Origin of the sequence: Planococcus sp. A6, from assembly GCF_028823615.1 — a bacterium.
Classification (GTDB): Bacteria; Bacillota; Bacilli; order Bacillales_A; family Planococcaceae; genus Planococcus.
Map to the genome: position 1 here is coordinate 1 of NZ_JAPEHT010000035.1, position 13,857 is coordinate 13,857.

At 50.4% G+C, this 13,857-nt stretch carries 13 protein-coding genes and 1 pseudogene; all 14 read right to left on the reverse strand.

The window, feature by feature from the left end:
- Positions 1-3,523: transcription-repair coupling factor (mfd, locus tag ON064_RS07160; RefSeq protein WP_274624233.1), on the reverse strand; the 3,523-nt coding region annotated here is incomplete at its 3' end.
- Positions 3,524-3,632: 109 nt separating this feature from the next.
- The gene (gene pth, locus ON064_RS07165) at positions 3,633-4,193 is read right to left on the reverse strand and encodes an aminoacyl-tRNA hydrolase (RefSeq protein WP_274624234.1); all 561 of its coding nucleotides are present in this window, start codon (positions 4,191-4,193) and stop codon (positions 3,633-3,635) included.
- A gap of 108 nt (positions 4,194-4,301) precedes the next feature.
- Complete coding sequence (locus ON064_RS07170) at positions 4,302-4,952, reverse strand: 50S ribosomal protein L25/general stress protein Ctc (protein WP_058382225.1); 651 nt, start codon at positions 4,950-4,952, stop codon at positions 4,302-4,304.
- Positions 4,953-5,048: 96 nt separating this feature from the next.
- Entirely contained in the window at positions 5,049-6,011 is a 963-nt protein-coding gene (locus tag ON064_RS07175) for a ribose-phosphate diphosphokinase (protein ID WP_058382226.1), read from the reverse strand.
- Between the two features lie 17 nt (positions 6,012-6,028).
- Positions 6,029-7,399, reverse strand: coding sequence for a bifunctional UDP-N-acetylglucosamine diphosphorylase/glucosamine-1-phosphate N-acetyltransferase GlmU (gene glmU, locus ON064_RS07180; protein ID WP_274624235.1), 1,371 nt, complete (start codon positions 7,397-7,399; stop codon positions 6,029-6,031).
- Between the two features lie 96 nt (positions 7,400-7,495).
- Positions 7,496-7,657, reverse strand: coding sequence for a hypothetical protein (locus ON064_RS07185; protein ID WP_274624236.1), 162 nt, complete (start codon positions 7,655-7,657; stop codon positions 7,496-7,498).
- 41 nt (positions 7,658-7,698) lie between these two features.
- Entirely contained in the window at positions 7,699-7,983 is a 285-nt protein-coding gene (spoVG, locus tag ON064_RS07190) for a septation regulator SpoVG (protein ID WP_121301361.1), read from the reverse strand.
- Positions 7,984-8,131: 148 nt separating this feature from the next.
- On the reverse strand, positions 8,132-8,509 hold the full coding sequence (locus ON064_RS07195; RefSeq protein ID WP_274624237.1) for a RidA family protein: 378 nt from the start codon (positions 8,507-8,509) through the stop codon (positions 8,132-8,134).
- Position 8,510: 1 nt separating this feature from the next.
- Complete coding sequence (purR, locus tag ON064_RS07200) at positions 8,511-9,335, reverse strand: pur operon repressor (RefSeq protein ID WP_058382230.1); 825 nt, start codon at positions 9,333-9,335, stop codon at positions 8,511-8,513.
- Between the two features lie 57 nt (positions 9,336-9,392).
- A pseudogene (gene ispE / locus ON064_RS07205) lies at positions 9,393-10,315 on the reverse strand (4-(cytidine 5'-diphospho)-2-C-methyl-D-erythritol kinase).
- 140 nt (positions 10,316-10,455) lie between these two features.
- On the reverse strand, positions 10,456-10,719 hold the full coding sequence (veg, locus tag ON064_RS07210) for a biofilm formation stimulator Veg (protein WP_058382232.1): 264 nt from the start codon (positions 10,717-10,719) through the stop codon (positions 10,456-10,458).
- 161 nt (positions 10,720-10,880) lie between these two features.
- The gene (gene rsmA / locus ON064_RS07215; RefSeq protein WP_121301359.1) at positions 10,881-11,759 is read right to left on the reverse strand and encodes a 16S rRNA (adenine(1518)-N(6)/adenine(1519)-N(6))-dimethyltransferase RsmA; all 879 of its coding nucleotides are present in this window, start codon (positions 11,757-11,759) and stop codon (positions 10,881-10,883) included.
- Positions 11,756-12,316: a ribonuclease M5 gene (gene rnmV, locus ON064_RS07220; RefSeq protein ID WP_274624238.1), complete on the reverse strand. Its 561-nt coding sequence runs from the start codon at positions 12,314-12,316 to the stop codon at positions 11,756-11,758. Before rnmV ends, rsmA begins: the two co-directional genes overlap by 4 nt.
- A 115-nt stretch (positions 12,317-12,431) precedes the next feature.
- Complete coding sequence (locus ON064_RS07225; RefSeq protein ID WP_274624239.1) at positions 12,432-13,799, reverse strand: G5 and 3D domain-containing protein; 1,368 nt, start codon at positions 13,797-13,799, stop codon at positions 12,432-12,434.
- Positions 13,800-13,857: the final 58 nt, after the last annotated feature.

A 13,857-nucleotide genomic window follows, 5' to 3' on the forward strand; every position in this document is an offset into this window, starting at 1 on the left:
ACGCCTCTTCCCGGACAGAATCAGCCAGAATCTCCATCATGCCTTCGAGTACATCAAACGGATGATGCTTGCCGGTCTTCTTGCCGTCTATATTCAAAACGAGTGCCTGGCCGTTCATCGTGAAGCCGACTGCGCGGCCATAGCTGCCGGAAGCTTCGACGACTTTGCCGCCATCGATCGCTTCTGTTCCGGCATCGCTCAATTTGATAGTGACACGGTCGCCTTGCTGCTTGATCGAGTCGACACCGGCCGCTCGTGCCCAGACTTTCATGCGGGCGATGCGCAGCAATTGCTCGGCTTCGATCGGCAAATCGCCGAAGCGGTCGATCAATTCATCCTGCAAGTCGATCATTTCTTCTGCAGTTTCCATGTTTTTGACGCGTTTGTACATTTGGATCTTCTGGTAGCCGTCGGCAATATAGCTATCCGGAATATAGGCATCTTCCGTCAGCGAGATTTCCACTTCCGGCACAACTTCTTTCTTCATGCCCGTGCGGCGTTCTTCGATCGCTTCTTCGAGCATTTGCGAATACAAATCGAAACCGACCGAGTCGATAAAGCCGTGTTGCTGGGAGCCGAGCAAATTGCCCGCCCCGCGAATCGACAAATCGCGCATGGCAATTTTAAAGCCCGAGCCGAGTTCGGTAAATTCCTTAATGGCCATTAAGCGCTTTTCTGCGACATCCGTCAGCACTTTATCGCGCTGATACATGAAATAGGCATACGCCACACGGCTCGAGCGCCCGACGCGCCCGCGCAATTGATAGAGCTGCGACAAGCCCATGCGGTCGGCGTCATAGACGATGAGCGTATTGACGTTCGGGATATCGATGCCGGTTTCGATGATCGTCGTCGTCACGAGGACATCGTATTCGCCATCGAGAAAACCAAGAATGATTGATTCGAGTTCGGTTTCAGACATCTGCCCGTGGGCATAGCCGACGCGCGCTTCCGGAACGAGTTGCTGGATCTCGTCCACTTTGCGGGTCATATCGCTCACCCGGTTGTATAAATAAAACACTTGGCCGCCTCGCGCCATCTCGCGTTCGATCGCTTCGCGCACGAGCCCGCCATTATGTTCCATGACATAGCTTTGCACCGGGAACCGGTTGGCAGGAGGCGTCTCGATGACGGACAAGTCGCGCACGCCGATCATCGACATGTGCAAAGTCCGCGGAATCGGCGTCGCCGTCAAGGTCAAGACATCCACCGTCGATTTCAGCTGTTTGATTTTCTCTTTATGAGTCACCCCAAAACGCTGCTCTTCATCGATGATCAACAAGCCAAGATCTTTATACACGACATCTTTCGATAAGATGCGGTGCGTGCCGACGACGACGTCGACTGAGCCGTTCTTCAAGCCTTTGACCGTTTCGGTTTGCTGTTTTTTCGAGCGGAAGCGGCTCATGAGGCCGACCTCAATCGGGTAATCCTTGAAACGCTCGCTCATCGTTTCGAAATGCTGCTGGGCGAGAATGGTGGTCGGCACGAGGAACGCCACTTGCTTGCCATCAAGCACCGCTTTGAATGCTGCGCGAATGGCGACTTCCGTTTTGCCATAGCCGACATCGCCGCAGATCAAGCGGTCCATCGGGCGCTTTCTCTCCATGTCTTTTTTCACTTCATCGATAGAGCGCAGTTGGTCAGGCGTTTCCTCGTAAGGGAATTCCGTTTCGAATTGGCGCTGCATGTCCTGGTCTTCGCTGAACGTAAAGCCTTCGAGCGCTTCACGTTCCGCATACAGCTTGATCAAGTCATCAGCGATATCCTGTACGGCCGCCGATACTTTCGTGCGTGTCTTCTTCCATTCGACGCCGCCCATTTTATGGAGCTTCGGTTCTTTTTCTTCCGAGGCGATGTATTTCTGGACGAGGTCGATTTTATCGACCGGCACAAATAATTTATCATCACCTTTATAGACGATGTGAAGATAATCTTTATGGACACCGCCGCTTTCCAATGTCTCAATGCCGACAAACCGGCCGATGCCGTGATGGATGTGGACGATATAATCGCCCGGCTTGATCTCCGAATAGCTCTTGATGCGTTCGGCATTGGTCAATTTTTGTGCGCGGGTTTTTTTCTTTGGCTGCTTTTTGAACAATTCCGCATCTGTAATGACGGCCATGCGCTGCAGCGGCATTTCAAAGCCGCCCGACAATTCACCGTCGACGAGATAGGTTTTGCCGTCTTGTACGATGGTTTTTTCGGTAATGATTTCCGCTTCCATTTCATAATCTTCCAAAACAGAGCGTACTTTTTGCAGCCGTTCTTCGCCGCTTGCCACGACAAATACACGGAATTTGCCGAGCGTCCAGCGTTCCATTTCAGCTTGCAGTAAATTCATCTGCCCGTGGAACGATTGCATCGGCTTGCAGGAATAGGCAAGCGATTTCTTGATCGTGACGAGCGGGAAAGTCCGTGTAAAGAGCGACAGGAAATTGGCCGGTTGCTTGAGTTTCGACAACACGTCACGGAACGGGTACGCTAATGGCACATCGTGGAGGAACTTTCCTTCTTCGAGGAGCGACACCGTCCACTCCGCTTCTTCGCGCTCCAGCGTTTCGGTCATCTCTTGGATGCGTCCGAGCTCATCGAAAAACACGACGCCGTCTTCAGGGAAATAATCGCCAAGAAAAGCGGATTGCGAGTCGACCAAAGCGGCGTACTTCGCCAGCTGTTCCGGTTCGTCGCCGCTCCGGAGTGTATCGATATCATGCTGTACGTATTGCAGCATCAACTCTTTCGTATCGTCATCCTTGAGCTTCTTCAAACTCGCGGTCAATTGATCTTCGATTCGGTCTGCCAATACACGCTTCTGTCCTGCTGACAATACCAACTCCACAGCCGGCAAAATGCACAGCGACTCGATTTTCTCAAGCGAGCGCTGGTCTTCTGCGGAGAACAGGCGGATGGAATCGACTTCCGTATCGAATAATTCAATGCGCACCGGATGCTCGAAATGCAGCGGATAGACATCAAGGATGCCGCCGCGCAAAGCGAATTCGCCGGGTGAAGTGACCATTGTCGTGCGGGAATAGCCCATTGCAACAAGCTTCAATAGCCAGTTCTCGGTCTCGAGTTCATCTCCGTCCGCAACGCGCAAAGTCGCCCCGTCCCATTGTGCCGGGGACGGCAATAATTTGCGCAAGCCCGAAACCGGCGTAACGTAAATGCCTTTGCCGGTCGATTTCATATGGTCGAGCGTGTCGATGCGGTGGGCACGCAGTTCCGGTCCGGAAAATGCAATATCTGCGGCGATCGTTTCTTCCGCTGGATACAAACGCACGTGCCGCTCCCCCATGAGCCTGACCAAATCGTCATAGACCCGTTGGGCATGCAGCAAATTCGGCGTCACGACGAGCAGCGGCTTGTCGAGTTCTTCATGGACTGTCTGATAAAAAATTGGACGCGCGCTGCCGGATAAGCCCGAGATCAGCTGGTGGTCCTGGCCTTTTTTCAGTTCTTTGATAAACGATTGAGTGTGGGAATCCCCTAAAAATGTCTGCAAAATGTGCTTCATGAAGATTCCTCCTTCCTGTCCAAAATTAAGCCGTTTGATGGCTATATTACCCTTTTAAAATCGATAGGAAACGGGAAAAAGCCTTGGACGCACGCATGCGCCAAAGCGATTAACCGTTGTATTCGTTCATGACTTCAATAAATGGTTTCGACAGCCAGTAATTGCACGCATCCGCACTTTTTCCGACCACCTCTTGCATCAACGGCTTTTCTTCAGCATTGAACTTAGCGAGTACGTAATCCGGTACTTTCATTCCTGCAGGCGGGCGGCTGATGCCGATGCGCATGCGGTTGAACTGCTGGGTGCCGAGATGCTGGATTAGTGACTTGATGCCGTTGTGGCCACCCGCGCTGCCTTTTTGGCGCAAACGGAGCTGTCCTGCCGGCAAATCCAGATCGTCGTAGATGACCACAATGTCTTCCATGTCGACATTGTAATAATCCATCAAGGGGCCGATACATTCGCCGGATAGATTCATATAGGTCAGCGGCTTAACGAGCATCACTTTGCCTTCTGGGCGGTGGACGACGGAATACATTCCCTTGAACTTGGACTGCGTGAGCGGGGCGTTCCATTCTTTCGCCAACCGGTCGATTACGTGAAAGCCGATATTGTGGCGGGTTTCTTCATATGGTTTTCCTGGATTCCCCAGGCCGATGATCATTTTCATAGCAAACTCCTTTTACTTCTTCACTGCCTTTTATTTTACCATAATCCGTGCGCATGCAATAAAAACAGGGACTGCCGGTTGGCAGTCCCTGTTTGAGCATTGCAGGAATTATTCTTTTTCTTCGCCGGCTGCTTCTTCTTCGTTGTCGCCGATCACTTCAGGCTCTTCGCCTTCGTCTGTTGTTTCAAGCTCTTCTAGCTCTTCTTCTGTACGTGGTGCAGTAACAGAGATCAACAGGAAGTCATCGTCGTTCAAGATTTCAAAGCTGAACTTATCGCGGATGTCGCTGACCGACACAGAGTCACCGATTGCGAGCTCGCTGATGTCGATATCGACAGAATCCGGAATATCGCTCGGCTTGACGCGAATGTGAACTTCGCGGTTCGGCTGCGTGACGACGCCGCCTTCTTTTTCGCCTGGTGATTCACCGATCAAGTGAACAGTTGCATCAACATCGATTTCTTCAGACATATTGATCGCCAAGAAGTCGACGTGCTTGAAGCTGCCTTTCAATGAATCCATTTGGTAATCGCTCAATACGACGTTCGTGCTCTTGCCGCCGATTTCCAAGCTGATGACGCCGTTACGTCCAGATTCACGCAAAGTTTTGATCAAGTCGATTTCGGATACCGCAATTGGTGTTGTTTCCATTTTGTAGCCGTATACGACGCCAGGCACGTGGCCTTCGCCGCGCAAATCGGTTAATGCCGAATGCGGCTTTCCTGTTTCTCGTTTCGCTGCTGTCATTTTGATAGCCATATAATTTCAACCTCCAGTTATATTAAACGCATGGTTTATAACTACCCTGTTCATATAAAGCTGAAACCTGGAAGACTCTGGGATATCCCAGCGCCATCAATCAAATAAAGTGCTGACTGATTTCTGTTCGTGTACGCGGATGATGGTTTCAGCAAGAAGAGGTGCAACCGTCAATTGTTTGATCTTGTCGATTTTCTTCTCGTCTGCGAGAGCGATCGAGTTGGTCACGACCAATTCCTTGATGACGGAGTCCTGGATGCGCTGGACAGCAGGGCCCGAAAGCACCGGATGCGTACAGCAAGCGTAAACTTCTTTCGCTCCGCTTTCGATCAATGCGCTAGCTGCAATCGAAATCGTTCCAGCCGTGTCGATGATGTCATCGATGATGATCGCTGTTTTGCCTTCGACGTTCCCGACGATGTTCATGACTTCGGCAACGTTCGGGCGCGGGCGGCGCTTATCGATGATCGCAATCGGCGCTTTCAAGCGGTCCGCCATTTTACGGGCACGCGTAACCCCGCCGTGGTCAGGCGACACGATGATCGCGTTCTCGAGATCGATGTTCGGATCGTTCAGGAAATGATCGGATAGGAGTGGCACAGCTACCAGATGGTCAATCAAAATATCAAAGAACCCTTGGATTTGCGGAGCGTGAAGATCCAAGACGACAACACGCGTCGCGCCGGCTGTCTCAAGCAGGTTGGCGACGAGTTTAGCCGTGATCGGCTCGCGCGAACGTGCTTTACGGTCCTGGCGTGCATAGCCGTAGTATGGGATGACTACGTTTACGGTACGCGCAGATGCACGCTTGACGGCATCGATCATGATCAATAGCTCCATCAAGTTTTCGTTGACCGGCTGTGAAGTCGATTGGACGATGAACACATCGCAGCCACGGATGCTTTCTTCGATGTTAATCTGGATTTCTCCGTCGCTAAAATGTGTTACCGAGCTTTTGCCAAGCGGCAAGCCCACTTGCTCAGCGATTTGCTCAGCGAGTTCTTTGTTCGAGTTCAACGAAAAGATTTTCAACTTCGAGTTAGTATTTTGAATGCCCATTGGGGGGAACCCTCCTATTATTTGCGGTTTAGTTTGCTTGCGTAGCCTTCTTTATTTTCTTGGCGCGCTCTGGCAATCGCCAAGGCGTCGCTAGGCACATCTTTCGAGATAGTCGACCCTGCCGCGACATAAGAACCTTTGCCAATCGTGACCGGTGCAATCAAATTCGAGTTGCAGCCGATGAACGAATCATCTTCAATGGTCGTGAGGTGCTTGTTCTTGCCGTCGTAATTGACCGTGATCGTGCCACAGCCGATGTTGACGCCGCTGCCGACAAGCGCATCTCCGATATAGCTCAGATGGGAGACTTTGCTGCCCGTGCCAAGCTCGGCTTTTTTCACTTCCACGAAATTGCCGATCTTCACTTCATTTCCGAGCGCGGATTGCGGGCGGATATGGGCGAATGGCCCGACAGCGGTATCGTTACCGATCGTGCTGTCATACACTTCGGAGCTACGGATTTCCGTGCGATCGCCGATTGTGCTGCTGACGATGCGCGTATTCGATGTGATGACGCAATCTTCGCCGATGACTGTATCGCCTTCAATGGTGACATTCGGGTGGATGATCGTATCAGCCCCGATTTTTGCCTGTGCACTGATATACGCGGTCGCCGGGTCGATGATCGACACACCCGCACGCATGTGTTGCTCAGCAATGCGGCGGCGAAGGAAAGTCTCCGCTTGGCTCAGCGCGACGCGGTCATTGACGCCCAACGTCTCTTCGAAGCTGTCGGTCGCAAAGGCCGCCACGATTTCCCCTTGTTTCTGCAGGATCTCGATAACGTCCGGCAAATAATATTCGCCTTGTACATTATCGTTCGAAACGTTTTTCAACGCGTCGAACAAAGCTTCGTTATCAAAGCAATAGGTTCCGGTATTGATTTCTTTCACGGCTTGCTCATCAGCCGATGCGTCTTTTTGCTCGACGATCTTCTCGACACTTTCAGAAGCGTCACGGATAATGCGGCCGTAGCCTGTCGGGTCTTCAGCGATAGCCGTCAGGATGGTCGCTTTAGCGCCGGTTTCTTTATGATGGTCGATGAGTGACTGCATCGTTTCCGCACGGATCAAGGGCGTATCCCCGCATACGACAATTGTCGTCCCGGCTTTCCCTTCGATCAGCGGCGCTGCTTGCTGCACGGCATGGGCTGTACCGAGCTGCTCTTCCTGGAGTGCATATTCGCTCATGTCTCCCAGCTGGTCTTTTACTTTCTCTGCTCCGTGCCCGACGATCGTGACGATTTTCTCGACGCCAAGCTGGTGGATATTCCCCGTTACGTGCTCTACCATCGGCATGCCGCATACAGGGTGGAGTACTTTATACAATTTCGATTTCATGCGCGTGCCTTGCCCGGCCGCCAAAATTACCGCATATGTATGGTCCATCGGTCGAATCCCTCCGTTTCCTGTATTTAAATTGATTAACTGAAAAATGATTGTCTGGCGAAAGGGCTACCTAGTCTAGGCAAAAAAATGCCACTTTCACGTTTCCTTATTGACTATAGCTGAAAAACCCTTGATTTTCAAGGTTACAGGACATGACAATCCCATGACAAAGCCCGAAGCGAGCGCAATTGCGCGCTTTTTCACCTTCTGAGCAAGACTGGTACGAGAGGGATTTCTTACCGATGGAATTTTACCCATAAAAAAGAACCTTCTCTTGAAGTGGAAGGTTCTTTGACGTATCAGATGCCAGCATTCTCTAGAACTGCCTGCTCTTCACTTTGTTCATAGGCAACAAGTACGGCTTCCTGCAATTTATTGCGGGTGCCAGAATTGATCGGATGTGCAATGTCGCGGAACTCCCCGTCCGGCGTCCGCTTGCTCGGCATGGCGACAAATAACCCGTCATTGCCGTCGATGACACGGATGTCGTGTACCACGAATTCATTGTCGAGCGTGATTGAAGCGATTGCCCGCATGCGTCCGTCAGTCTGAACGCGGCGCAATCTTACATCAGTTACTTCCATTCTCAAATCTCCCCTTCTCTTGCTGTAATTTTTTGGCGCTTTTATTTGTATTCGGGAGAGAGGACTAAATTCCTTCAAAAATTACAGAATTTATTAGAAAATTTACTTAATAAATGAAAATAAAACAAAAACCACCCAAAAGGTGGTTTTATTGTGCAACTTTCGCAATGACTTCAATTTCTACTTTCACATCTTTTGGCAGGCGTGCCACTTCGACTGTGGAGCGCGCTGGCTTATGCTCGCCGAAATAAGAAGCATAAATAGAGTTCAGTTCCGCAAAATCGTTCATGTCTTTGATGAACACCGTCGTCTTGATGACATGCTGAAGCGACGATCCCGCTTCTTCCAAGACAGCCTGAAGATTGGCGAACACTTGATGCGTTTGTTCCGCAATGCCGCCTTGTGCGAGCTCTCCGTCTGCTTTCAACGGGATCTGCCCCGAGCTATAGAACATATCGCCTGAAATGACGCCTTGGGAATACGGCCCGATCGCCGCTGCTGCTTTATCTGTCGCTACGTATTTCATATTAATCCGCTCCTTCAAAATAATTTCCGGCTCTCAACGTAATGGTCCGGTCTTTTTCGCTGACTTCATCCAATTTGACGAGGGAGAGATATTTTTCCACGAGGCGTTCGTCTGCATGCTCCGCTTCCACGAGCACCGCAACACCGGCCAATGTGCAATCGAATTCTTCCAATAAGTTTTTCATGCCGTTCATCGTGCCCCCGACTTTCATGAAATCATCGGTGATGAGCACGCGCTGGCCGCTCTTCATGCTGCGTTTCGATAACACCATCGTCTGGATGCGGCGCGTGGAACCCGAGACGTAATTGATGCTGACCGTGGAGCCTTCTGTCACTTTGCTGTCGCGGCGAACGATGACGACCGGTACATTCAAGTGGCGCGCGATGGCTTGGGCAATTGGGATGCCTTTTGTCGCGACTGTCATGATGGCATCGATTTTCTCGCCTGCAAATGCGCTGGCAAACACTTTACCGACGCGGTTCATCATTTGGGGGTTGCCGAGCACATCGGTCATATACAAATAACCGCCCGGCAATAGCCGGTCCGATTGGCTCAATTCCGTAATCAATCCGTCCATGACTTGGCGAATCTCGGCATCTTTCATCTTCGGTACATATTTGACGCCGCCCGAAGCACCCGGCACGGTCATCAACAGACCGATGCCTTTTTCTTCAAAGGTTTCCTTGACGATGCCTAGGTCCTCGCTGATCGAAGATTTCGCTGACTGATACAGATCCGAAAAATACGTCAACGGAATCAATTGATGCGGATGTTCCAATAGATAATGCGTCATGTCGACCAAGCGTTCACTGCGCTTCCATTTCACTACTACCCTCTCCTAAACACGAATATTCTAATGAAAACTTACCATAAATATACGTATTTAAGCAAGAGGCTCCCGGTCGCCAAGTAAGCGTACCGCATATACTTCGGAACAGAAGCCGCGCAGGCCGTTGTAGATGCGCGGGATGCGCGCTTCCTGGTTGACCAAGCCGAAAACGGTCGGACCGCTGCCGCTCATGAGCACCGCATCGGCACCGAATTTGATCATTTGCTCTTTGATCTGGCCAACTTCGGGGTGGAGGTTCATCGTGACGCTCTCGAGCGCGTTGCCGAGATTAGCGCACATCGCTTCGTAATCCCCTTCACGGAGTGCTGCAATCATCGCTTGCGTATCCGGATGATCCGCTTTGTCTGGATTGAATGCCCCGTAAACATCCGCTGTCGAGACGCCGAGTGACGGTTTGGCGAGAATGACCCAGCAATGCGGAGGCGCCGGCAGTTCTTCGATGACCTCTCCGCGCCCTGTCGCAAGCGCTGTGCCGCCGTATACGCAAAATGACACGTCAGAGCCGATTTTCGCGCCAAGTTCCGCCAGTTCATCGAGCGACAGATTCAATTGCCATAGCTGGTTGAGCCCTTTCAATGTGGCCGCTGCGTCGCTGCTGCCACCGGCAAGTCCCGCAGCTACCGGAATTTGCTTATCGAGCGAGATGATGACGCCTGTCTTGATATTGAATGTATCTTTAATCAATTGCGCAGCCTGGTACGCCAGATGACGCCTGTCTTGATATTGAATGTATCTTTAATCAATTGCGCAGCCTGGTACGCCAGATTGCGCGAGTCATTCGGCACGAAACGGTCCGCTGACTGGATATGTATGCCTTTCGCTGTTCCTTGCAGGCCGATCCGGTCCGCCAAGTCGACGGTGGTCATGATCATTTCGATTTCGTGGTAGTTATCCGGACGCTTATACAAGACATCCAGCGTCAAATTGATTTTGGCAGGCGCTTTTATATAGAGCATTCCACTGCCTCCTTTTCTGTTCTGATGAAAACTATTTTAACACAGACGCATGGCTTCCGAAGAACCGGAACAATAGAAAAAACCCGCTTCCGGCGAAATCACCGAAGCGGGTTGTAAAGTAAGTATAAAATAGAGTTCAATTATTTAACGACTAGTGCGTCTTCTGTTCCTTCAAAGACAGTGATTTCCACTGCTTCAGTTAAGATGTCCGCGTAGCTATAAGATACACGTTCAAATGCATGTTCATCTTGATCCAATTCAATCACGAACACGGAGTGATAGGTTTCACGCAGAATTCCGGCACGTTCTACCGTCTTTTTGCGACCTCCGTTTGCTTTTAACAGCAACCTTTTCCCTAAATGCAGGTCTAATGACTTTTTAATCTCCGCCAAAGTTTTGGGCATTTTGTCTACACCTCACTATAGTCTAAAGTCTAGCATAAAATGACCGCGGAGTCAAATAAATTTTTAATTTTACCAATGCTTTTCAGGAATTGCAACAGTTATTTATCCGAAATATTCTACTTCCGAAAAAAACTGTGCCAAAACTGTTACAGTTTCACGGTTTAATGAAAATGCGGATATAATTTATCGGAAAGCAGCCCGAATTCCTTGATGCTGAGCGTTTCGCCACGCCGAGCTGGGTCGATGCCGGCTTCTTCGAGCGCCTGCAGAATGAGGTCTTTTTTTGCTTTCCCGTTCGGCATGGCGCTTTGCAGGTTGTTGAGAATCGTCTTGCGGCGCTGGACGAATGACCCGCGTGTCACCAAGAAGAAAAAGTCTTCGTCAATAACTTGCACGATCGGTTCCGTTCGTTTGATCATGCGGATGACCGCAGAGTCGACATTTGGCTGGGGCATGAATACCGATTTCGGCACCGTCATGGCGTAGTCGGCTTCCGTATAATACTGGATGGCGATCGACAAGGAGCCGTATGCTTTCGTGCCGGGTTTCGCCGTGATGCGCTCTGCTACTTCTTTTTGCAGCATGACGACCATTCCGCGAATCGGCAGTTTCTCAAGCAATAATTTGAGGATGATCGGCGTCGTCACGTAATAAGGCAAGTTGGCGACGACCATGATGTCTTCAAAACCGGCCAATTCTTCTTGGATCGCTCTTTCGACGTCCGCTTTCAAAATATCGGAATGGATCACTTTGACGTTATCATAGGGCGACAATGTGTCCGCCAATACCGGCAATAATCGCTGGTCGATTTCAAACGCCAATACTTTCCCTGCGTCTCTCGCCAGATGTTCGGTTAATGCACCGATGCCCGGGCCGATTTCAATGGCGGCCGAATCTTTTGTGAGGCCCGCTTGCGAGACGATTTTGCGTAAAATATTCGGATCGATCAAAAAGTTCTGGCCGAGGCTTTTCTTGAACGTCAGGCCGTGTTTGGCCATGATCTCTTGCGTACGGATCGGTGTTGCTATATCTTTGGTCATGTTCTGTCCTCCTGGGTTAACGCTTGCACTGCGTCGATAAACTGCTGTTTGGTAATGCCGAACACATGCAGGCGCTTATGCAGCTGCTTGCCGTTCGTGTAGCCGATGTTGAGCGCTTCGCCGAGCTCTGTCCTGCGGGCTTTCGCTGACGGATGGGCAATCAGCCGGGCGTCGATCAAATCCTCTAGAGTGATCTCCACCGGCCGCTCTGCTGTCAGCGGCGTATAGACCGCCTCTAACGCCTGGCGGATATCTTCATCACTGGCATGTTCAATGCCGAGCCCTTTTCCGTTTTTGGCGATGGTTTTTTCTTTCGCCAAAAAGGCGTGCTTGGCATGCGGCACGTGTTCTTCAATAATAGCACGAATCCGCCTCCCCGGATAATCGGGATCGGTGAAGACGATGACGCCCCGCTTCTCCTGGGCATGCATAATGCGCCGCAAAGTCTCGCTGGAGATGGCGGAACCGTTCGTTTCGATCGTATCGGCGCCCACAGCCCGCTTAATCGCCACTGTATCATCTTTTCCTTCGACTACAATCACTTCTTGTATCTTCATGGCCTATCCCTCGTTTCTGCAGATCTCATCCAGTTTACCGCGCTTCCGGCAAACATGTAAAAAGCTTTCCCGACACTCCGGGAAAGCTTTTCTTTCTATATAATACCGTATTCGATTAGTTGAGGATTTTAACTTTCACTTGCTTGCGCCCGAATGCGATGGCATCGGAACGGTTCGGCATGAACAAATCGATCTTGTTGCCTTTGATCGCCCCGCCTGTATCGCCTGCAATGGCATTGCCGTAGCCTTCTACCCATACTTTTGAACCTAGCGGAATGACGGTTGGGTCAACTGCGATCACTTTAAGGCCCGGGTTCGCTTTCAAGTTGATGCCCGTTGCCGTAATGCCAGAGCAGCCTGTGCAGCTAGCCGTGTAAGCTGTTGCCGAGACATAGAATTCCTTGCCGCCTGTAGGTTCAGAAGCAGCTTCTTTTTTCGCTGGCTGTGGTGCGGCTTTCGCTTTTGCAGGGGCTTTTGCTACCACTTTTGGAGCTGCAGCTTTCTTCGCCGGTGCCGAAGCTTTTTTCACTGGCGCCGCTTCTTTTTTCGCTGATGCTTGTTTAGGCGCAACTGTTTCTTTTTTCGCTGTGCCGCGCGAAACGCTCGCTACGACTGTTTTCGTGCCGACAGCCAAGATCTGCTGTTTCGGTTCTTTGACGACTTTTTCTTTTTTCAATTCACGTTTTACTTCTTTGCCGTTTTCTTTCACGACTTCGTAAGTTTTCTTAACCAATCCGTTCTGCCCTTTTTGGACAAGTTTTTCGCTGCCTTTCAAAAGGGAAGAATCTTTTCTCGTTTCCACTGCATACTTCACAGCGTCTTCCACTACATCGGTGACTTTTTCTACACGCACGACCTCGACTTTCGAGTTAGGAAGAACGAGTTCATCCATATCCTGTTCTACACGGTCAAGTTTGCTTAGTTCAACACTATGCTGTTTTAAAAAGTCAGCGACCGTAGTCGAAGTGGACCAGACTTTTTTGTCTTTTCCGCCATCCACGATGGTTACTTCATACGCTTTCTCTACGTCGATCATTGTATCTTCATCGACAGTCTCATCTAATGCAGGACTAACTTTGTCGTGCTTTGTTACTTCAATTTCCGCTTTTTCCAAAATAGCGGCAACGGTGTTCTCAGTCGTCCACGCTGAACGGGTTTCTCCGTCAACTGTTACTGCGTATTGTTCAGCTTCATCCCATTCGATCGCGGCATCGCCTTCGATCTTCGTATCGGCTGAATGGCTGAGGAAATCGTCTTTCCCGACTTCAATCGCCTTTTCGTCCAATACATCGCCAACCGTTTCAGCGTGGGTGCGGATTTCTTCGGTTTCCCCGTTCGCTGTAATCGTCACCGTATTTTTAGTGCCTTCGAAAATTGCGAAAGCCAATACAGCTGCGAACAACAGAACCGTTGCAATGCTGATCGCAACCGACTTCCCTTTAAATGATTTATTGTTGTTGGTATTATTTGCCTCTTTTGTCAAAAATAACTCCTCCTTTATACACCTGAGTGATTATAGGCGCGTCCCACTTTCGTGTCAA